17 protein-coding genes and 1 tRNA gene are annotated in these 20,342 nt (G+C 57.9%); 5 read left to right on the top strand and 13 right to left on the bottom strand.

Annotated features, from left to right (window positions below; genetic code table 11):
- Positions 1–146: 146 nt before the first annotated feature.
- From VGM18_14590 to VGM18_14530, 13 genes are all read right to left on the bottom strand, one after another.
- Positions 147–1,568 (bottom strand): ATP-binding protein, encoded by a 1,422-nt coding sequence (locus VGM18_14590; protein ID HEY3974230.1) that lies wholly within the window; start codon positions 1,566–1,568, stop codon positions 147–149.
- Positions 1,558–2,970 carry a sigma-54 dependent transcriptional regulator gene (locus VGM18_14585; protein ID HEY3974229.1) on the bottom strand — a complete coding sequence of 471 codons (1,413 nt, stop codon included), beginning with the start codon at positions 2,968–2,970 and terminating at the stop codon, positions 1,558–1,560. Before VGM18_14585 ends, VGM18_14590 begins: the two co-directional genes overlap by 11 nt.
- 6 nt (positions 2,971–2,976) lie before the next feature.
- Complete coding sequence (locus VGM18_14580) at positions 2,977–4,962, bottom strand: TolC family protein (GenBank protein HEY3974228.1); 1,986 nt, start codon at positions 4,960–4,962, stop codon at positions 2,977–2,979.
- A gap of 5 nt (positions 4,963–4,967) precedes the next feature.
- Positions 4,968–5,678 (bottom strand): ABC transporter ATP-binding protein, encoded by a 711-nt coding sequence (locus tag VGM18_14575; protein HEY3974227.1) that lies wholly within the window; start codon positions 5,676–5,678, stop codon positions 4,968–4,970.
- 24 nt (positions 5,679–5,702) lie between these two features.
- Positions 5,703–5,840, bottom strand: coding sequence for a hypothetical protein (locus tag VGM18_14570; protein HEY3974226.1), 138 nt, complete (start codon positions 5,838–5,840; stop codon positions 5,703–5,705).
- A 281-nt stretch (positions 5,841–6,121) separates the two neighbouring features.
- On the bottom strand, positions 6,122–6,655 hold the full coding sequence (locus VGM18_14565) for an FtsX-like permease family protein (protein ID HEY3974225.1): 534 nt from the start codon (positions 6,653–6,655) through the stop codon (positions 6,122–6,124).
- 22 nt (positions 6,656–6,677) lie between these two features.
- On the bottom strand, positions 6,678–7,343 hold the full coding sequence (locus tag VGM18_14560; protein ID HEY3974224.1) for an ABC transporter permease: 666 nt from the start codon (positions 7,341–7,343) through the stop codon (positions 6,678–6,680).
- Positions 7,344–7,359: 16 nt separating this feature from the next.
- Positions 7,360–9,786 carry an ABC transporter permease gene (locus VGM18_14555; GenBank protein ID HEY3974223.1) on the bottom strand — a complete coding sequence of 809 codons (2,427 nt, stop codon included), beginning with the start codon at positions 9,784–9,786 and terminating at the stop codon, positions 7,360–7,362.
- Positions 9,787–9,802: 16 nt separating this feature from the next.
- Positions 9,803–10,528 carry an ABC transporter ATP-binding protein gene (locus tag VGM18_14550; GenBank protein HEY3974222.1) on the bottom strand — a complete coding sequence of 242 codons (726 nt, stop codon included), beginning with the start codon at positions 10,526–10,528 and terminating at the stop codon, positions 9,803–9,805.
- A 63-nt stretch (positions 10,529–10,591) separates the two neighbouring features.
- The gene (locus VGM18_14545) at positions 10,592–11,851 is read right to left on the bottom strand and encodes an efflux RND transporter periplasmic adaptor subunit (GenBank protein HEY3974221.1); all 1,260 of its coding nucleotides are present in this window, start codon (positions 11,849–11,851) and stop codon (positions 10,592–10,594) included.
- A 626-nt stretch (positions 11,852–12,477) separates the two neighbouring features.
- Positions 12,478–13,026: a hypothetical protein gene (locus VGM18_14540; GenBank protein ID HEY3974220.1), complete on the bottom strand. Its 549-nt coding sequence runs from the start codon at positions 13,024–13,026 to the stop codon at positions 12,478–12,480.
- Between the two features lie 1,127 nt (positions 13,027–14,153).
- Positions 14,154–14,251: transfer RNA gene (locus tag VGM18_14535), tRNA-Sec, on the bottom strand.
- A gap of 105 nt (positions 14,252–14,356) precedes the next feature.
- Positions 14,357–15,037, bottom strand: coding sequence for a peroxiredoxin (locus VGM18_14530; protein ID HEY3974219.1), 681 nt, complete (start codon positions 15,035–15,037; stop codon positions 14,357–14,359).
- 405 nt (positions 15,038–15,442) lie between these two features.
- Between VGM18_14530 and VGM18_14525 the strand changes: the two genes are divergently transcribed.
- From VGM18_14525 to VGM18_14505, 5 genes are all read left to right on the top strand, one after another.
- Positions 15,443–16,348 (top strand): PhzF family phenazine biosynthesis protein, encoded by a 906-nt coding sequence (locus tag VGM18_14525; GenBank protein HEY3974218.1) that lies wholly within the window; start codon positions 15,443–15,445, stop codon positions 16,346–16,348.
- Between the two features lie 211 nt (positions 16,349–16,559).
- Positions 16,560–16,982 carry a response regulator gene (locus VGM18_14520; GenBank protein HEY3974217.1) on the top strand — a complete coding sequence of 141 codons (423 nt, stop codon included), beginning with the start codon at positions 16,560–16,562 and terminating at the stop codon, positions 16,980–16,982.
- Between the two features lie 188 nt (positions 16,983–17,170).
- Positions 17,171–17,875 (top strand): ABC transporter ATP-binding protein, encoded by a 705-nt coding sequence (locus tag VGM18_14515; protein ID HEY3974216.1) that lies wholly within the window; start codon positions 17,171–17,173, stop codon positions 17,873–17,875.
- Between the two features lie 188 nt (positions 17,876–18,063).
- Entirely contained in the window at positions 18,064–19,755 is a 1,692-nt protein-coding gene (locus VGM18_14510) for a S1 RNA-binding domain-containing protein (protein ID HEY3974215.1), read from the top strand.
- A gap of 33 nt (positions 19,756–19,788) precedes the next feature.
- Positions 19,789–20,340 (top strand): peroxiredoxin, encoded by a 552-nt coding sequence (locus VGM18_14505; GenBank protein HEY3974214.1) that lies wholly within the window; start codon positions 19,789–19,791, stop codon positions 20,338–20,340.
- Positions 20,341–20,342 lie beyond the last annotated feature (2 nt).

Below are 20,342 nucleotides of genomic sequence, written 5' to 3'. Positions count from 1 at the left end.
ATTTCATACGGGCGGGGAACATTTTTCGGAGGGGTAGGGTACGTGTAAAAACCCACGTACCCTTTTTGTTTTGAGGCGCGGATGATAGGTGCCGGAGTGGTATCCGTTTAGAAGACCAGCGTGGGTCTGGTAATGGTTACGGACCTTCAGACGCGCGGGAGCGCGACCCGCGCCTCGCACCCCGGCCGGTCCGTGCGGTTGAGCAGTTCGATCGACCCGCCGTGCGCTTCGGCGATCTGCCGCGAAAGCACGAGACCAATTCCGCTTCCGGCCGGCTTAGTCGTATAGAACGGAACAAAAACATTGGCAGAATTGCCCAACCCGAGCCCGTTATCTTCGACGATAAGCACGAGATCTTTTTCGGCAAGCTCCCATCGAACGACGACCGCGGGTTCGCGAGTGAGCGAAGATTTACCCGCATTCTGGCCGCCCGCCGGAAGTTGAATCTCCAGAGCTGCCTCCACTGCATTCCGTACCAGGTTGATCAGCATCTGCTCGATCAGATCGGGATCGACCATCAATTCCACATCCGGACCGGGAATGACCCGCACCGGCAAGCTCGCCTCGAGCGCAGCCACCCGCTGAACGATTGGAGCAATCTGTGTCTTTCGCACGACCGGTGGGGGCGTCTGGGCGAGGCGCCGGTAGGCTTGCAAAAAGCGATTGAGCGAATCGGCACGGGTCTCGATGATCGATAGCCCGCGTTCAAAGTCCTCGCGCTGATCGGCCGGTGGCGCAGCGTTGAAAATCTGTGCCCGCAGCGAACCTGCAATTGATTTGATCGGCGCAAGAGAATTATTAAGTTCGTGTCCGAGCACGCGAATCAGGCGCTGCCATGCGCCTCGTTCTTCTTCCCGCAAAGCCCGGCTAACATCCGACAAAACAATAAGCGTGTGCGGCACGCCTTTTTCGCGGAAAGAACTTCTCCGCACCAGCCAACGCGCATTCGGACCCTGAAAGGGCAGCGGAACCACAGTCTCATTTTTCGCGTCCATGCAGGCAGCCAGCCCGATTTCTTTCGCCGTCAGGCCCCTTAGTCGTACCGCTGGCTGTTGCAGCAGGCGCTCCCCCGCGGAGTTCACCAGACGCAAAATCTGATTGGGATCAAAGGTGAAAAGCGGAATCTGAATCTCTTCAACAATACGGCGCAACAGAGCTGTGGCTTCAATAGCACGAATCCGCTGATCGGCCAGAAGGTCGGCCAGGGCGTTCACTTCAATGGAGAGTTCGCCCAGCGCATCGTCGGTGGCCGCGCCTCGAGCCCGAAAGGAATAATCCTCCTCCCGCAATGCCGAGATCACATTGGCCAGAGTTTGCAAAGGCCGTGTGGCCTGTTCCTGAAGCGCCATCGCCAGCAACCACCACACAAAGAGGAGGGCGAAGAGCAGCGAAAATTTCGAACCCAATGTCCACGGTTGCAGCCCAATGAAAAGGCCTGCAACCAGCAATCCGGGAAGCGCTACCAGCAGAGCATACAGACTCACTCGCCGTTCATACAGCAGTCGGACCCGCTTTTTGGAAGGCTTGCGCGCACCGGGATTGGTCATCCCTTGCGGGCTAGAGCCCATACTTCTCCATCCGCCGATAGAGAGCGCCTCGGCTAAGCCCGAGAGTCTCGGCGGCCTGGCTCACATTTCCCTGCGAACGCTGCAACGCCTTGCGGATCAGAATCGCTTCCACCGATTCCAGGCTGAGTTCTTCCAGGTTCTGGCCTTGCGGCCGCACCATGTCCAATCCCAGATCGCCGCGTTGAATTTCGTTGCCCCGGCACATCAGCACCGCGCGCTCCAGCGTATGTTCCAATTCTCGAACATTCCCCGGCCAGGCGTATTGCAAAAGCAGTTGCAATGCGGCCGCATCGAAGCTCTCAATCGGACGCCGGTAGCGCGAGGCGTAGCGCATCAGAAAATGGAGGGCCAGTGCGGGAATGTCCTCGCGCCGTTCGCGCAGAGCCGGCACGTGGATCTCGACCGTATTCAGCCGGAAGAGCAAGTCCTCGCGAAACTGGCCGGAAGCACACGCCCCTCGCAGATCGACATTGGTGGCCGAGACCACACGCACATTGACGCGCACGGAGCGCGACGAGCCGACCCGCTCGATCTCGCCCGCTTCGAGCACGCGCAGCAGCTTGGCTTGCTGCCGCAGCGGTACGTTGCCAATTTCGTCGAGAAATATAGTGCCTCCGTCGGCCAGCTCGAAGCGCCCGATGCGATCGGTGCGGGCATCAGTAAATGCACCTTTCACATGGCCAAAGAGTTCACTTTCAAAGAGAGCCTCGGGCACGGCCCCAGTATTCACCGAGACCATGAGACGCGTTGCTCGTCCCGAAACTGCGTGCAGCGTGCGCGCTACGACTTCCTTTCCTGTGCCATGCTCGCCCGTGATCAACACATTCGCGTCGGACGGTCCGACGCGGGCAAGGGCTTCGAGCACCGGTTGCATGGCGGGCGCCGCCGCAATGAATTCGGGCCGTCCCTCGGCCTGTAGCAGCCGGTTCTCCGCCGCCAGTCTTTCCGCCCGCTGCAACGCCCGGCGCAGTTCGACCTGCGTGCGCAGAATCGAAAGCAAACGGTCATTCTCCCAGGGCTTCTGAATGAAATCCCGAGCTCCACGGCGCATTGCCTCGACCGCCAGTTCAATGTTGGCCCATGCGGTCATCACGATGACGGGAGTGGCGCTGTCGAGGCCAACGATCTCGGAAAGCAGCTCAAGCCCTTCTTTTCCCGAGGTTGTGTCGCGCGTATAGTTCAGGTCGATGAGCAATGCATCATAAGAACCGGTGGCCAGCGCGTTGCGCACCAGGGCAACCGATCTCGCGGTCTCGACCTCATATCCCTGGGGACGCAAGAGGAGATCGAGCGCTTCAAGCACATGTGGTTGATCGTCGGCCGCCAGAATGCGGGGCCGCTCATGCGCTTCTCTGGCGGGACCGACGGCGGAAAATGCCACGGCTTTAGTGAAAATCTGCATGACCAGTTAGGGGCTCGCGGCGGTGATCGTATCACTAACAATGCCGCTCACCGCATTTTGCAGCTGGATGCCATTATGTTCCAAAGTCGTCCCGGTTGCCCGGTCAAGTTCCACTCTTGCTTTTTGGAAAATGGTCATCGCCGTGACCAGATCCAGTTCGGCCAGTGAAAGATCTCGCTGTGCAGATAGCGTCTGATAGCTCGATCCGGAGCCCAGGTCTTGCTCTTTCTTTGTGATATCGAATGTCCTCTGGGCGAGATCGCGGGCCTTGCGGGCGGCCAGCACTCGTGCAGCGGTTTGTTCGAGCGCATACTGCGCATTGCGAACTTCAATGCGTACCTGCTTTTTTAATTGCTCCAGGCGCAACTCGGCCTGCCGGTATTCAAGTTCAGAGCGGTACTGGTCGGCCTTTGCTACTCGATTGCGGATCGGAATATTCAGATTCAGTCCAACATAATAATCGGGCGACGAATTGTTGAACGTATTCCTTAACGCTCCCCCGAAATCGGCCGGAACATTTGTGGTGCAAGCCTCGGTACAAACCGGATTCAGCGTGCCCGCCAACCCGGCGCCAGAATAAAATCCCACCAGCGCCAGCGATGGCAGCAGAGCATTGCGCGCGGCGCGGCGGCTGATTTGCCGATTCACGAGATCGACGTCGGACTCCGCCAGTTCCGCCCGGTCATGCAATGCTTCAGCAATCAACTGCTGAATAGTTTCGGTCGACTCAATCGGCTGCGGCTGCACGGCTTCCATTCGGTCGGTGGGTATAACCGGCATCGCCTCCAACACCGGATCGTCCAAGCTCTTCGTAATGGCATTCTTCATAAGTGTCTCCTGCAATTGGAGACTGGTGCGAGCCACTGTCAATTCCTGATCGCGCCGGGACCCTTCGGCCTCGGCCCGCAGGACGTCCATCTCAGGAATGCTCTCGAGTTTTAGTTGCTTGCGCGCATTCTCCAGCGTTTGCTGCGCGAATGCGGAAGACTGTTCGTTCACCTGCGTCTGCTCGTACGCGCTCACCAGATCCCAATACATGTTTTCAATCTGGGTCACGGTCGCAATCACCTGATCTCTGAAAGCGATGTCAGAAATCTTTTTATTGTTCCTGGCGATTCGCAAATACCGCAGGTTGGGCCCGAAGCCAAATCCAGCGAGCAATTCCTGCTGAATCGAGAGGCGGTACGCAGCGCTTAACGTAGGAGACAGGGTGAAGAATGGGCTGTTGGTCGTCTGGCGCAGGTTGTTGAAGGAGAAGCCGATGCTGGTTCCGGTGGCGAATGCCTGCGAATAGCTCAGGTTGAACTGCCCTGTATTCAGTTGCAGCGACGAGACTCCATAGATCACCTGGTTAACGACCGGGGAAGTCTGATGCTCGTCTCCGACACTCGCGTTGATTGAAGGATCGTAGGACGACACTGCCGTTCCCGTCCCGAGAGTAGATTGCACGAGTCCAGATGCGCCGGCGCCCGCGCCACCCGCGCCGCTGCTGGTGCCGCCGGCGCCCGCGCCGGGAGCGCCCGTGCCAAAGCCACCTACGCCGCCGCCCGGAGTTCCCTGCACCACGCCTGTGTTCACGCCGCGAAAAGATCCGCCAGCCTGCGTGCGCAAAATGTCCGTGTTTGCAATCGGAAGATTGTAACGGGCAATGGCCAGGTCCAGATTGTTTTCCAGAGCGAGATCAAGGGCATCTTTCAGCGAGAGGTATAGCTTGCCCTCGCGGACCAAACGATCAAGCCGCGGCGAGTTCGCCAGCAACGGCCGGGAGACATAATCCGCCGCATACGCATTGAACGGATTGTGCGATTTCGGCATCTCCAGTGTCGAGGACCCGTGGGAGGTTGTTGAGTTCGGGACATTTGCGGAGCCCGGGACGCCCTCGTCCGGGGTTTGCGAGCCACCCGTCTGCGCGCCAGCCATGGGCATCGTCGAAACCAGCATTCCGTATACACAAAGCGCCGCCAGTCCCCTTCGCAACAAACTTGTGCCCAAGACATTCACCTTGCGTTGACCTCCGTCGGCTGCGTAAGCTTCGGATCGCTCGTGTCGCCCACCAGCCAACCGTCCCGCATTTGAATGGTGCGGCTGCCATAGGCCGCATTGGCCTCCGAGTGAGTCACCTGCACAATCGTTGTTCCCTGCTGATTCAGTTCGCGGAAGAGTTCCATGATCTCCTTGGCTTGACCGGAGTGCAGATTGCCCGTGGGTTCGTCGGCCAGCAAAAGCGTGGGCTTGTGAATGACGGCCCGCGCCACGCCCACCAACTGCTGTTGCCCACCGGAAAGTTGGCTGGGATACAGATCTTTCTTGGCAACGATCTGGAAGCGGTCGAGCGTATCGGCCACCAGACTCTGGCGCTGCCCGCGCGGAATATCTTTATAAGAAAGCGGCAGGTCGATGTTTTCCTGCACCGTAAGATCATCCAGCAGGTGATAACTCTGGAAGACCACTCCGATACTTTTCTTGGCCAGTTCACTGCGCTGCTTGCGTTTCATGTCGTGAACCGCAGCCTCGCGGAACCAGTATTCGCCCTCCCACTGATCGTCTAACAGTGCCAGCACGTTGAGCAGAGATGACTTCCCCGCTCCCGAGGGCCCCATCACCGTGATGAACTCGCCTTTGCGAATCTCGAGATTCACGCGCCGCAGCACCCAGGTCCGTCCCGCACCCGTCTTGTAGCTACGGTCGAGTTGTTTCAGTTGAATCATTTCACCCTCGTTCATCAGTCGGAATTACTCATAGCGCAACGCCACCATCGGATCGACCTTCGTCGCCCGGCGCGCTGGGACGTAACAGGCGAGCAGTCCGACACTGATCAGCACCATCGCAACCACTGCGTAGGTCACGGGGTCGGTCGGCTTCACATCCACCAGAAACCCGGCGATCAGTCGCGTCAGCCCGATTCGGAGGGGGCTGGAAGGAATCGGGACGCTGCTGCTCGGTCTGCCAGATCACCACCAGTTGATCGGGATGCACATAGGGCATAGGCCGATATAAAACCGCGTCGAGCACGCTAAAGATGGTGCTGTTCGCGCCAATGCCTAATGCGAGAGAAAGAACGACTACGGCGGTGAATCCGGGACTCTTGCGCAACTGTCGCACTGCGTAACGCAAATCTTGAAAGAATCCGTTCATAACAATCTCCTGGCTCCTACTCGTACCGCAGCGCCACCATGGGATCGACCCTGGTCGCGCGATACGCTGGCATAATGCCGGCGATTAGCGCGACGACGGCCAGCAGCAATGCCACTGCCAGAAAAGTGATGGGATCGGTCGGCCGCACCCCGTAGACCAGACTCGATAACGCGCGCCCGAGAACCAGTGCACCTGCCATTCCCGCGGCCACTCCGATCAAGGTCGGCTTCATGCCCTCGATCACGACCATACGCAACACGTCGCCCAGGCGAGCGCCCAGAGCCAGACGGATTCCGATTTCTCGCACGCTCCGTTTCACGCTGTACGACAGCACGCTGTAAATACCCACCGCAGCCAACAGCAGCGCGAGAGCCGCGAAGGCCCCAAGTAGCAGCATGTTGAACCGTTGTTGAGTTAGAGAGTTCTTCACCAGTTCGTCCATGGGGAGAATGTCGCGCAATGGAATGTCCCGATCAACCTCATGCACCGCGTTGGACACGACAGCAACCAGTCCGCCGGAACTGGCGGCTGAGCGCACCACCAGCGTCATCGGGAATGAACTCCACCCGCCATTAAGCCGGCACGGAAACCTGGTCCAGCGGAAAATAGAGAGTTGCGCTGGGACGCGTCTGGTCGAGGCCGTCAAGCTTTACATCGCCCACCACTCCCACCACTTCGCGGACAGTACCGGGGAAAAAGGTAAGCGTCAGGCGCTTACCGATGGCATCTTCGCCGGGCCAAAACTGCCGCGCCATGGACTCGCTGATCACAACCACCGCCGGTCTGTCCGCAAGATCGGTCTCATTCAAATCGCGACCGCGCAGAACTGGAATGTGCATTGCGCCCATGTAACCGGTGCTGATGAGGCGGACGTCCACCTCCGGTTGTTCCGACATGGGCACGACCGGACGGCCTTCAATGGCAATGGGTTGGTGGGAACCTTCGTTGTCCAAAGGAATATCGTCAATGACCGCCGCTGATTCCACGCCGGCCAATGCCCGCACCCGCTGCAGCACCCGCTCGAAGAACCCGATCTGCTGCGAAGGCGTGGGGAACTTTGTTCGGGAGATCATCGCGTTCATGGTCAGAACGTTGTGAGAATCGAATCCAGGGTTCACGGCGCGCAGGTTTTGAAAACTGCGAATCATGAGTCCCGCTCCCACGACCGCGGCGAACCCCGGCGCCATCCCGAGTTGCCGCATCGCGTAGCGAAAATCCTGACTGAATCCAGTCATCATTTGCGTTTCCCAAGCCTTACTCGTATCGCAGCGCCACCATAGGATCGACTCTCGCCGCCCGTCTTGCCGGGATGTAGCTGGCCAGCATCGCGGCCAGCGTCAGCACAGCAGAAACCGAGAGCAGCGTGCCTGCGTCCCAGGCTTCCACTCCAAAAAGCAATCCGCGAATCAGCATCGCGACCCCGACCGAGCACACCAATCCGGCGCCGATGCCCAATCCCGTCAGCCAGCCCGCCTCCGTCAGAATGAGTTGATAGACCGAACTGCGCTGTGCCCCCAGCGCCATGCGAACTCCAATTTCGCGCGTCCTCTGGCTCACCGAATACGCAATCACGCCGTAAAGGCCAACCACGCCCAGCAACAGCGCCAGAAGCGCGAACCCGCCCACCAGCCAGGAAGAGGAGCGGTGCAAATAGGCGGACGGCGAATTGCCGATTCTGCGGATCATCGTGTTTTCGCCTTCCGTGCCGATATCAGGATCGATCTCCCGCACCGCGGCCGCCATCGTTGGCAGGAGAGTTTCCTCGGCCTGCGAAGCACGCACGACCAGAGAAAAGTAAGGGTCGGGACTCTGGTTAAACGGATAATAGACAGCCGGCCAGATCTCCGAGTCCAACGGCCCATCCTTCACATCGTCCACGACGCCAACGATCTCGAAGGTCGATCTCGGCGACAGGTTGGTGTCGCCGATTTTTTGGCCGATGGGGTCTTCCCCGGAAAAGTATTGTTTGGCTAGAGTCCGATTGATGAGAGCCACATGAGGTTTGGACGCGTCCTCATCATCGGTAAAGTACCGTCCCCGCAACAGCTTCGCCCCGAGCGTAGCGAAAAGAGCGGAGCTCACATCGCGCTCGAGCACTTCATTGTGCTCGCCGTTGTAGGGCCGGCCCACAAAGCGGATCCAGGTTGTGCCGCCGTTGTAACTCACGGGTAAGATTTCCGTGATGCCGACCGACTGCACGCCCGGTAAGCTGGCAACCCGGCTGATGATCTGCCGTCCGACTGCCACCTGTTGCTCGTCCTTTGCATACCTGGCATCGGACAACTGAACTTGCATCGTGGCCAGATGGTCGACTTGGAATCCGAGGTCCACATGCAGCAAGCGGTAGAAGCTCTTCCCCAACAGGCCAGCGCCAACGAGAAGGACGACCGCAATCGCCAGTTCAACGACCACCAGATTAGCGCCAAAACGGCGCCATAAGGTTCCGGCCGACCCGCGACCACCTTCGGCCAAGCCCTCCCGTATTTCTGTCAGCGGCAAGCGCAGCGCAGGCGTGACCGAAAACAGAAATACAGCGCTTAACGAGACGGCACCCGCGAAGGTGAGCACGTGAAGGTTCAAGCCCAGCCCCGCTAAATACGGCATACCGTCAATCATCTCTTTCGAGATCAGCCGCAGGAGGATCCGCATCGCAACTTGGGCCATCATCAGGCCCAGTACGCTGCCTGCCGTTACCAACAACACTCCTTCCGTGGTGAACTGCCGAATCAGGCGCCCACGCGAGGCACCTAGCGCACCGCGCACCGCGATTTCGCGCCTGCGGCTCTCTGAGCGGACCAACAGCAGGCTCGAGCCATTCACGCAGGCAATCGCAAGCAGCAATCCGGCGCCACCCAGCAGCACAAGCAGAATGGGACGGATATCCGTAACTACGACCTCGGCAAGAGTCCCCACAAAAGCGCCCTGGCCTCGATTGGTAGTGGGATATTGCAATTCCAGTTGCCGGGCAATGGTCTTCATATTTGCCCGCGCCATTTCGACGGTAACCCCGTCCTTCAGACGAGCGATCCCAGTCAGTTGATGGCATCCTCGACCGCACCTAGGATCGTCGGCTTTGAGGTGAAGGGTCGTCCAGAACTCCGCGCTTCCCCGCAGAGCAAATTGGAAGTCCGCCGGCAGCACACCAATGATCGTGTACGGAACGCCGCTGAGCGCAACGGTTTCGCCAATTACATCTTTTCTTCCTCCGAACCGTTTTTGCCAGGTGGCGTAGCTCAGCATCACAGTATTCGGCGCCGCTGGCAAATCTTCGCCCGCATAAAAGTCGCGGCCCAGAACTGGGGCGATTGCCAGGGTGTGAAAAAAACCATCGCTCACGCGCATCGCCGAAACTGGTTCAGTGCCGCTGGGAGTGCGCAGCAGGTAACCGCTGTCTTGGAAAACATCCAGTGAACTGAAAACCTGGTTGAGTCTCTTCCAATCGAGGTAGTCGAGATAAGAGAGATTCGCGCGCGGGATCATCGCGACACTTTCCGTCACGTAGACTAGCCGGTCAGGGTTCGGATAAGGCAGCGGTTTAATCAGCGCAGCGTCGACAAAACCAAAGATTGACACGCTGGCGCCAATCCCCAGCGCCAGTATCAGCACCGCCGTGAACGCAAACGCCGGGCTCTTGCGCAGCTGGCGAAATGCGTAGCGAATATCCTGAAACAGCCCGTTCATCGCCGCTTCCTCCCGCTCATGCGTGCGTATCGGCCATCAGTTTCTGCAGCTCTTCTTCCGCCACAACTTTGCCGTCGAACAGATGCACCTCGCGCTGAGCGTGCTTGGCGAAGCGCGGATCGTGCGTCACCATGCAGATCGTCGCACCCTCGCGGTGCAGGTTTTGCAGCAGCTCCATCACAGCATCGCCATTGCGCGAATCCAAGTTTCCGGTCGGCTCGTCCGCCAGCAAGATAGAAGGCTTGCCGCCCAAAGCACGCGCCACAGCGACCCGCTGTTGCTGACCGCCGGAGAGTTGCGACGGATAATGCCGCACCCGGTGCGCCATGCCTACGCGTTCGAGCGCTTCCATCACGCGCTTCTTTCTTTCCGGCGTAGTCATCCGCTGACGATAAGTCAGTGGCAGCTCGACGTTTTCATACACCGTCAGGTCGCCAATCAAATTGAAACTCTGGAAAATGAATCCGATCTCCTGATTGCGAATCCGCGAGCGCTCGGCGAAATCCAGATTCTCCACCGACTTCCCATTCAGCGAATAACTGCCCGTCGTGGGCGTGTCGAGCAGGCCGATAATCGACAGCAATGTCGACTTGCCGCAGCCCGACGGCCCCGACATGGCCACATATTCCCCCTTCGCGATGGATAGGTGAACACCCGACAGCGCATGAGTCTCGATCTCATCGGTGTAGAAGACCTTCGTCATCTCCTGTATCTGGATTAGCGTCTGCCCGGCGTCAGTCATAGGCGATGTCCCTCGCGGTTGTAATTTCTAATTCCGGATATGTGCCCGTTAGATGTCTGCCTGTTATTCGAGCCGTATGCGGTCGGTCTTGTCCCAGCGTGACATGTCGGAAAGAATGACGGTGTCGCCTTCATGCAGCCCTTCGTAAACCTGAATCGAATTCACCGACTCGCGTCCAACTTTTACCGGCACTCGTGTCGCCTCTTTGCCATCGGAATCCAGCTTGAACAAACTGATCGTGCTGTTCTCCTGTCCGAATGCCGGTCGCCCCACATAGAGAACATTGTCCAGGCGCTCCAGGTCGATCGTGCCGTCCACGCTCAAATCGGGCCGCGCGCCCTTGGGCATTTCGCTGGTAAGTTTGACGTCCACGGTTACGGTTCCGTTTTGTACCGCCGGATCCACCCGCATGACCGTCCCGCCGATAATGCCGTTGTGGGTGTCGATCGCCGCCGGCTCACCCAACTGCACGTCGCGCGCCTGCGTCTCGGCAATCTTCAATGCCGCCATCAGGTGATCGGGCTGCACCACTTTCGCGAGCATGACTCCGGGCTGAACATGCTGCCCAACCTGCAACGGGAGATCCACCAGCACACCGTCGATGCCGGCGCGGACTTTCAACGCATCGAGTTGCTTCTGCTTCAGCTCAGCCAGCGTCCGAGCCTCATCCACCTTCGCCTGTTCCTGCGCCAGTTGCGTTTCGATGGCCTTCTTGTTGATCGCCAGCCGCTGATTTTCCAGATCGTTCCTGAGCGTCAGTTCGTCCGCTTTCCCCTTCGACGCCTTGTAAGCCAGCCCTGAAATCACTCCCAGGTCATACAGCGCCTTATCCGTTTCCGCCTGACGCGACGCCTGCCCATAGTCGGCGCTCACGGTCGCGGCGCCGGCTCGCTGCGTCATCAGATCGCTTTCGAGCTTCACCTTCAAGCTTTGATACTCCGCCTGCGTCGCTTGGAATTGCAGGCGCGCGTCCACCGCCGCCTGCTCCACCTGAGGATTGCTCATTTCCAGAAGGATCGCGTCCGCCTTCACCTGCGACCCCGGCAACATGCGAATGCGCACAACGGTCGCTTCGGTCTCGGCCGGAATCTGCCGAACCGCTTCCTGCGTCGGGACCAGCGACCCCGGCCCATGCACCTGCCGCAGCATCGACCCATGCTTCACCGTGTCGGTCCAGACGGTCCCGCGCTCCACCGAAGGCGCAGCCGGCTTGAGTCGCAGAATAACCAGGATCAATACCGCAACCGCCGCGGCGGCGACCACTCCGCCGATAATCTGGCGGCGCAGTTTCTGGCGCTTGAACTCTGGGCGTGCGATATCCATCAGTAACGCAGTGGCACCCAGTCTTCCAGATGGCGGAAAGATCTAAGTGCCTGAAGCATTGGGAGATACGCCTGAAGTCATGTTTACGGGTGCCAGGTCCAGTGTCCGTTGCTGGAACCCAATGTCCACTACCGGACAGCACGCCACAGCCGGACTATGTGTTGTTGGGAAGTGTCGGAAGAATTGCTGAAGGAGGCCTGCGAAAAATTGGCGGAAGCGAGTGGGGGTCGAACCCGCTCAGAAACGTAAATTCAACAACATGCAAGGCCACGGATGGCAACGTAGGACATTAAAGGCGTCACCAAACCAGCTAACGGATTGCGAAGGATCGCAGACCAGATTCCCGCTCAAGGTCCCAAGTGTTGGGTCGGATTCCTCGCAAACATGATTGGTCGGGCATAGCCGGTGATTTTTTTCCGCGCGAACTTTCCTGCAAGGCATGGAGGGTCCTGAACTGGCCTGTTGAGCCGCTTAGTTTGATTAAATCGGACCCGAGGTGCCGGATCACATTCGGACGACGCCGAGCCTGGGCCGAACCGCTCGCTTAGGGTTGTCCATATTATTGTCAATCCCAGCGCCAACCAGCACACGCGGCGGATTCTGATTGTCCCCACTGTTGTCAACCATCATTTTACGACCGTAAACCAGACATCCCTCGATTGAAGTTCCTTCACGAGTACCGGATAGGGCAGGGAATCCATGGATTCTCTTTGCGCAGGTGTTACCAGACTCGGCAGGTTGTTGAAGTAGGTGGCCAAGAGCCGATATCGTCCAGGTCTTAGGGTCACAATTGTAGGATAATACGTGTTTAGTCCGTAGAACATTCCTGGCCTCAGCAAGAGCCATCGCTCTCGGATGTAGGCGCAGAGATCCGGAACTTTCGAATAATCAGGAACGGGTACATCTCCAACAATCTGTCCCGAAACGGGATTCCCAGCTTCATCGAAGAGCGCCAACCGAACGCCCGCATCCATGCCGCCAACTTGAGCGACATTCGGATTCATATAGAAAGGGGCGCCGCCAACGTTTTGAATTTTATATTCGACCTGAATCTTCTCTCCCGCTCGATACTCAGCTTTCAGCGACTGCAGTTCCAAGTTCGCGATCGCTGGCTGGATGTTTGTTTCGGCAGAAAAGAGTAGAAGCACTGGTAAGAGTACGATTGGTAGGTTCACGTTTCGCATCCTCCCTTCCGGTGGAATCTCTTCTATCATTCTCATTGAGAGCTAGGAATCTGGTCTGGCCCCGTCGAGGTCTGAGTCGCGACCTGCGGATACGTACAATCATTCTCTATCTGAGCCGCATGCGCCATATTGTCTACCCTACCGCTGTCCGGTCCACTTGTTCCCTCATAATTATGATCCAGTTCATGAAACATCATGCTCACTTGGCCGTTGGGTCCTCCAAAATTTGGATACGTCGTTATGAAACTGTTGTAGTTGATACCGATCACATTCCCAGTCGGGCCGCCGGATGCATTATCGACACCCGCACTTGGGCTTCCAGTCTGGGACGGGTGGCCCAGCCTTTGATGTCGCCGATACCAACACAGCGGGTGACGGGTGGCCCAGCCTTTGATGTCGCCGATACCAACACAGCGGGTGCCCCATCCTCGCGTCCTGTGCGAGGGTGGGTGGCGGTGCTGCCGACAGCGCCGAATTTGACTCGGCTGGGAATCTCATGGTACAAGCAGCATCCTACCCGCCCTTGCAAAAAACGCAAGAGCGGGGCACCCACAGTTCTGGAGCCGGACGCTAAATCAAAAGGACAAGGCCGGGCCACCCGCCCCACGCCCGCATCGCCGCGCTTCCGTGCCGGCAATCGGCACCGCAAAACGCCCGCCAATCCCATCACAATCAGGCCCATGAATCGGCGGTGTAATCGCCACAACAAAGCACCGCGAGGCGGGTGGCCCATCCCTTCAGTTCTTGACCTTGCGTATAGTTCCAGAACTGTGGGTGCCCCGTCCTTGCGCTTTCGCAAGGGCGGGTCTGATGCTGCTTGTATCATGGGATTTGAAAAAAAGGGACATCTGACGGGACGTTCACCCGTTTTCGCCCAACACAGTTTGGTGAACGTCCCTCTGTCCCCAGCCAGGGGACCTTTCCCGGACCGGGCTGCCCTCCCGCCGCTTTGCTTTCTTAGTCTTAGCTGTCATGACACAAGCGTACACCCTTCCCCGTCATGACGATGTGTTCCGGCAGGAACACATTCAATAAGTGATAGTCCGCAAGCCGGAGACTATTCAGGGCGGGTGGCGCACCCGAGAACGACGAACGACCCGAAAGGGTGAAACTAAAATTGGCGGAAGCGAGTGGGGGTCGAACCCACCGGTGACGGGGGAACCCGCCGCCCGCCGGTTTTGAAGACCGGGACGATCACCGGACCGCATGCGCTTCCGTGCCAGTGGACAGCGAGCAGTGAGCAGTGAGCAGTAATCGGTGCCCCGCTCTCGAATCGGAACCTGCTGACCACCGACCACTAATCACTCACCACGTTTCACAACTACTTCGGCTGCGCCGTCGTTCGCAAATACGGCTTCACCGTCTTGAAGCCCGGAAATTTCTGCTGCGCCTCTTCGTTGGAAACTGCGCCGGTAATGATCACGTCGTCGCCCGGCTTCCAGTTCACTGGCGTCGCCACTTTGTGTTTCGCCGTGAGCTGCATGGAGTCGATCACCCGCAGGATTTCGTCGAAATTCCGCCCCGTCGTCATGGGATAGCTGAGTTGCAGCTTGATTTTCTTGTCCGGCCCGACCACAAAAACTGTGCGCACCGTTGCATTATCGGCGGGAGTGCGGCCTTCGCAGGTTTCGCCGGCCTCGGCGGGCAGCATGCCGTAAAGCTTTGCGATCTTCAACTGCGGATCGCCGATCATTGGATAATTCACCTTCGCACCCTGTGTCTCTTCAATATCGGCAGCCCACTTGCTGTGGTTGGTGACAGGATCGACGCTCAGGCCAATGATCTTCACGTTGCGCTTGGCAAATTCCGGCTGCAACTTTGCCATGTATCCAAGTTCGGTGGTGCAGACCGGGGTAAAGTCTTTGGGATGAGAAAATAAAATCGCCCAGCCGTCGCCCATCCAGTCGTGAAAGTGAATCGTGCCCTGCGTGGTTTCGGCGGTGAAGTCGGGAGCCGTGTCGTTAATGCGGGGAATTGTATTCGTTTCAGTCGCGGTAGTCATTGATGATCTCCTTCTTTTAACTCGTGAAGTTAGTTCGTGAAGACGATTTTCAAAGGTTATTTCAAATGATGATTTTCGACTCGCACAGGATTCGAATCGGCCTTCCCGGATTTTGAGACTTGGCAAAGCGGATAAGAATAAACCCACCCGTTTTTGACCGGGTGGGCTGGGAAGAATCTCGCTGATTCCCTATCCACACGCCGGCGACAGACGACAACAATACATCGCGCATTCGACGGAATGGAGAGTACGCAGAATCATGTTAGCTAGGATAGAAGCGCTGAGAATGGGTGTCAAACGCCCCATAGGTGCGAAGTTCCTCCTCTTTGAACTTTTCTGCATCGCCAGCCACAGGCCTCGCATCGTTTCTTTGACAGCGAAGACATCGAAATTCCTGGAGAGTTCATGCCTAAATCGTGGCGGCGTCTGGCCATGGCGCAATGGGATGTTTTTACTTCGCGAGCGCTCGAAGGCAATTCCCTCGCCGTCTTTTCTGACGCCCGAGGACTGAGCGACTCGGAGATGCAGTCGATCGCCAAGGAGATGAATCTTTCGGAAACGACATTTATTTTTCCACGCGACGCTGCAACCGAGCGTGAGCGGGGCTTGCGCGTAAGAATTTTTACTGTACAGGAAGAGTTACCCTTCGCTGGCCATCCCACGCTGGGAACGGCGTTTGCGCTGCGCGCAGAATCCGGCGGGAAAGAGATCGTGCTCGAGTTGAACGTAGGCAAGGTTCCCGTCCGCTTCGAAGATTCGCCGGGTGAGCCAATCTTCGGAGAAATGACGCAGATCGATCCTGTGTTCGGCATGCAGCACGATCATGAGGTAGTTGCCCATGCGACGGGACTAGACGTGAAAGATTTCGATCCCGCGCTCCCCATCGAAACTGTCTCGACGGGAATCGCCTATACGATTGTTCCTCTGAAATCCCTGGCTGTCCTACAGAACTTGCGGGTCGACCTGAATCGCGGCAGCGAGTATCTGAAAAGAACCGGCGGAAAATTCTTTTACTTCGTGTCTCGCGAAATCGTCGATCCGGCAGCCCGTTTGCATGCTCGCATGCTGTTCTACAACGGCGAAGATGCGGCCACCGGGTCGGCTGCAGGTTGCGCCGCCGCGTGGATGGTAAGGCACGAAGTCGCCCAACCGGATGAGCGCGTCCTGATCGAGCAGGGCATTGAGATGCTGCGTCCGAGCCGTATTTTTGTGCGCTCGTCCATTCACGAAAAGCGACACGATAACCGGGTAGTTAACGTTCGCGTCGGCGGCAACGCCGTTGAGGTCATGCGCGCCGAATTTTTCCTCTAATCCAAGTTGCGCAAGCTGCCGCAAACACAGACACGAAACCCACTCCACAATAATCAATAGCTAGAACGTCCCATTAGCATCGGCGGCACTTTACAGCGCGCCGGCTTCCCGTTAGCATTCATCTCGCTCTGACATTCTTCATATTGAGAAAAGCTTCTGTTGGTTTTCGCGACTCGCCGTTTCCATCGCGCCAATGGACTGCGAAAGGCTGATGAAACCCAAGCGCACGATCTTGTGTGTCGATGACAACGAACAGTCGCTTTCCCACCGCAAAATCATGCTGGAAACCCGCGGCTACCGCGTGGCAAGTTTCTCGCGCGGAGAAGATGCTCTAACGCGTTTCCAACAAGGCGGTGTCGACCTGGTGATTGCCGATATGGCGATGCCTGGTCTCGATGGCCCTCAACTGATCGCCCAGATCAAAGATCTCTCGCCGAACACGCCTGCGATTCTTATCTCCAGCAAAGTCCGCATCTACGATCACGACTCGCAGGCCGACGTTTTTCTCACTAAGGGCATGTACGCGCCCGTCGACCTGCTGGAACGCATTCGGCTATTGCTGGTGCGCAAGCGCGGCCCCAAACGCATGCAGCAACGGCCCAACCCAATTCCCAACCAAATCGGCGCAGCCTGAACTTCGAACTCCTTTATTTATTCAGCTAGGCAAATCGTAGCGCCGCCGTCTCGGCGGCTGTCGTGGGGATGCCGCGCCCCCACACCAGCCGAGCACCGGATCCCCTGACAGGGTTTGAGTACGCTCTCGCGAGCCGGCGGGACGCCAGCGCTACCAAGAATGCCCATCGTGTAAGATTCTTATCAGGCATGAGCCCCGCATTCATTGAAGCGAAAGACCTGCGCAAGACCTATCACGTGGGCAAAATTGAGGTCGAAGCCCTGCGCGGCATTTCCTTCAGCATCCAGAAGGGCGAGTTCGTCAGCGTAGTCGGTCCCTCGGGCAGCGGAAAATCAACGCTTTTTTATTTATTAGGCGGACTCACCCGCGCTGACGGCGGCAGCGTCGTGCTCGATGGCGACGATCTCGCCAAACTTTCCGACGCCGAACGAACCCGTATGCGGAAGCGCAAGATCGGCTTCGTCTTTCAGAAATTCAATCTGCTGCCCACCCTCGACGCCCGTTCCAACATTGAGGTTGCGCAGGAAATCTCCGGCAACGGTAACGCAGACCCCGGGCACTTCAACCGCATCACCGACCTGCTGGGTCTGACCAAGCGCCTGGGGCACCGCCCGTCAGAACTCTCCGGCGGCGAGCAGCAGCGCGTGGCCCTGGCGCGCGCCCTCATCAACCGGCCCGCCATCGTACTGGCTGACGAACCCACGGGCAATCTTGATTCCAAGAATTCCGACATCGTGCTGGGGATGTTGCGCCTGTCGAACCAGGAACTAGGTCAGACCGTGCTGATGATTACGCATAACCCAGAAGCCGCGAAGTACGGAAACCGCATCATCCACATGCGCGACGGCCAAATCGTCAGGCCAGAAGACGATCCACAATGGGGTTCGCATTAAATCTAGGGAGAGCTCTCCTTCGCGTTCTTAGCGGCGTTTTTTCGCGAACTTGCGATCAAAAGCTTTAACCGCAAAATTCGCCAAGAAATCGCAAGCTTGCAAAGAACATCCGGAGTACCAAGGCGCACTGCACTTCCGCAGTGTTATCCTAAGTAATTCCTATCCCGCGACGAGGGCTGCAACCTTTCATGTCTGATCCAGTGACGCCCAATCCAGAAACCCAACCCGTCCCCGAAAACACAGAAAATTTCGGCGACATCCTCTCGCAGTATCAGAAGAGCAGTTCGCGCAAAACCGACGGTAGCCGGCAACTTCAGGCCACAGTGATCGCCGTCAACGCCGAGTCGGTCTTCTTTGACATTGGATACAAATCGGAAGGCATTCTGCCGCTGACCGCGCTGCAAGGAGAAACGCTGAAGCCCGGCGACAAGGCCCTGGTCACGGTGAAGGGCCGCGATCTGGATGGCTACTACGAACTTTCGCGCTTCAAAGTCGAGCGCCCCATGGATTGGACCGGCCTCGAAAAATCTTTCGCCGAGAAAGCCACGATTTTCGGCACCGTCACGGGCCTCATCAAAGGCGGCTTCAGCGTAGACGTAGGCGTGCGCGCCTTCATGCCCGCTTCGCGTAGCGGAGTTCGCGATGCCGCCGAGATGGAAAAGTTGGTCGGCCAGGAAATCCGCTGCCGCATCATCAAGCTCGACGTGACCGATGAAGACGTCGTCGTGGATCGCCGCGCCGTTGCCGAGGAAGAAGAACGTTCAGCAAAGGACAAGTTCTACTCGCAGATCAAAGAAGGGGAAGTGGTCAGCGGCACCGTGCGCAGCCTTACCGACTACGGCGCATTCGTCGATCTCGGCGGCGTGGACGCGCTGCTGCACGTGAGCGACATCGCCTGGGGGCGTGTCAACAAACCGGCTGACGTGCTCACAGTGGGGCAACCACTCGAAGCGAAAGTGCTCAAAGTCGCATCCGAAGGCGATAAGCGCCGCATTTCAGTTGGTCTGAAGCAACTGCAACCGCATCCCTGGGAGGCAGTCTCCACGAAATTCAAGCCCGGCGACCGCGTGCGCGGCACTGTGACGCGCCTCATGGAATTCGGAGCATTCGTCGAACTCGAGCCCGGCATCGAGGGCCTGATTCATATTTCCGAGATGTCGTGGTCCAAGGGCAAGATTCGGAAAGCCAGCGACGTCGTAAAGCCCGGCGAGATCGTCGAGGCGATCATTCTGCAAGTCAATGCCGTCGAGCACCGTATTTCTCTGGGACTTAAGCAGGCGCTGGGCGACCCGTGGACCGATATTGCGCAACGTTTCCAAATCGGTTCGGCAGTCGAGGGACCGGTGACCAGCCTCACCAAGTTCGGCGCTTTCGTGCAACTTTCGGAGGGAATTGAAGGTATGGTTCACGTCAGCGACATCACCGCCGAAAAACGAATCAACCAGCCGGCGGACGTGCTTCGCGTGGGGCAAATCGTCAAGGCCCAAGTGATCGCCATCGACCTGGAAAAACGGCAGATGCGGTTGGGCATGAAGCAACTAGTCCCGACTGGCCTCGACGAATACCTCGCCGAGCACAACGAAGGCGATGTGGTCACGGGCCGGCTCATGCAAACCGATGATTCCGCCGATCAAGCACGCGTGGAACTCGGCGAAGGAATCCACGCCAACTGCAACACAGCCGCAACCCAGGCCAAGGAAGCAGCGCCGAAAGAATCCAAAGCCGATCTTTCTTCGCTGACTTCCATGCTGCAAGCACGCTGGAAAAGCGGCTCTGGCGCTGCCGCCAAGGCCGAACCCGTGCGCACCGGACAGGTTCGCAGTTTTCGAATCGTGAAGCTCGATCGCGCCACGAAGAAGATTGAGTTGGAGTTCGCATAGCAAGTGTCTGGACTCTAGCGAGCGGAGGATTCCATGTTACGGATCGTGCTGCTGCTCATAGTAGTGGTGGTGCTGGTCGTACTCGTCCCCCGCCTCCTGTCGCGTTCGGCGCCCCCCTCAGAAGGAAGCAGCGCTCCCGATTTCACCCTGCTTTCTCAGGAGTCTGCTCCTGTCAGCCTCAAAAGCTATCGTGGGAAGTGGGTCGTCCTTTACTTCTATCCTAAAGATCAAACTCCCGGCTGCTCCCGCGAAGCACATAATTTTCAGGTCGATCAACCCAAGTTTGCCGAGCGTAATGCGGCCGTGCTGGGCGTGAGCCTCGACAGCGTCGATTCGCACAAAAAGTTTTGCGCCAAAGAAGGCCTGAACTTCAAATTGCTCTCAGACACTGACCACAAAGTGACCGACGCCTACGGATCGCTCACCAATTTCGGCGTAGTGAAGTTCGCCGCTCGTCACACGTTCTTGATTGATCCGAACGGCAAAATCGCGAAGTCCTATACCAGTGTCGATCCCATCCACCACAGCGCCGAAGTTCTGACCGAACTGGACCAGTTGCAGAAATCGCCTCCGTCGGTACGATAGGC

Origin of the sequence: Candidatus Sulfotelmatobacter sp. (genome assembly GCA_036500765.1) — a bacterium.
In the GTDB taxonomy this organism is placed as follows: Bacteria; Acidobacteriota; Terriglobia; order Terriglobales; family Acidobacteriaceae; genus Sulfotelmatobacter.
Note: the sequence above shows the minus strand (reverse complement) of the source record. Positions and strands in the feature narration are given on the sequence as shown.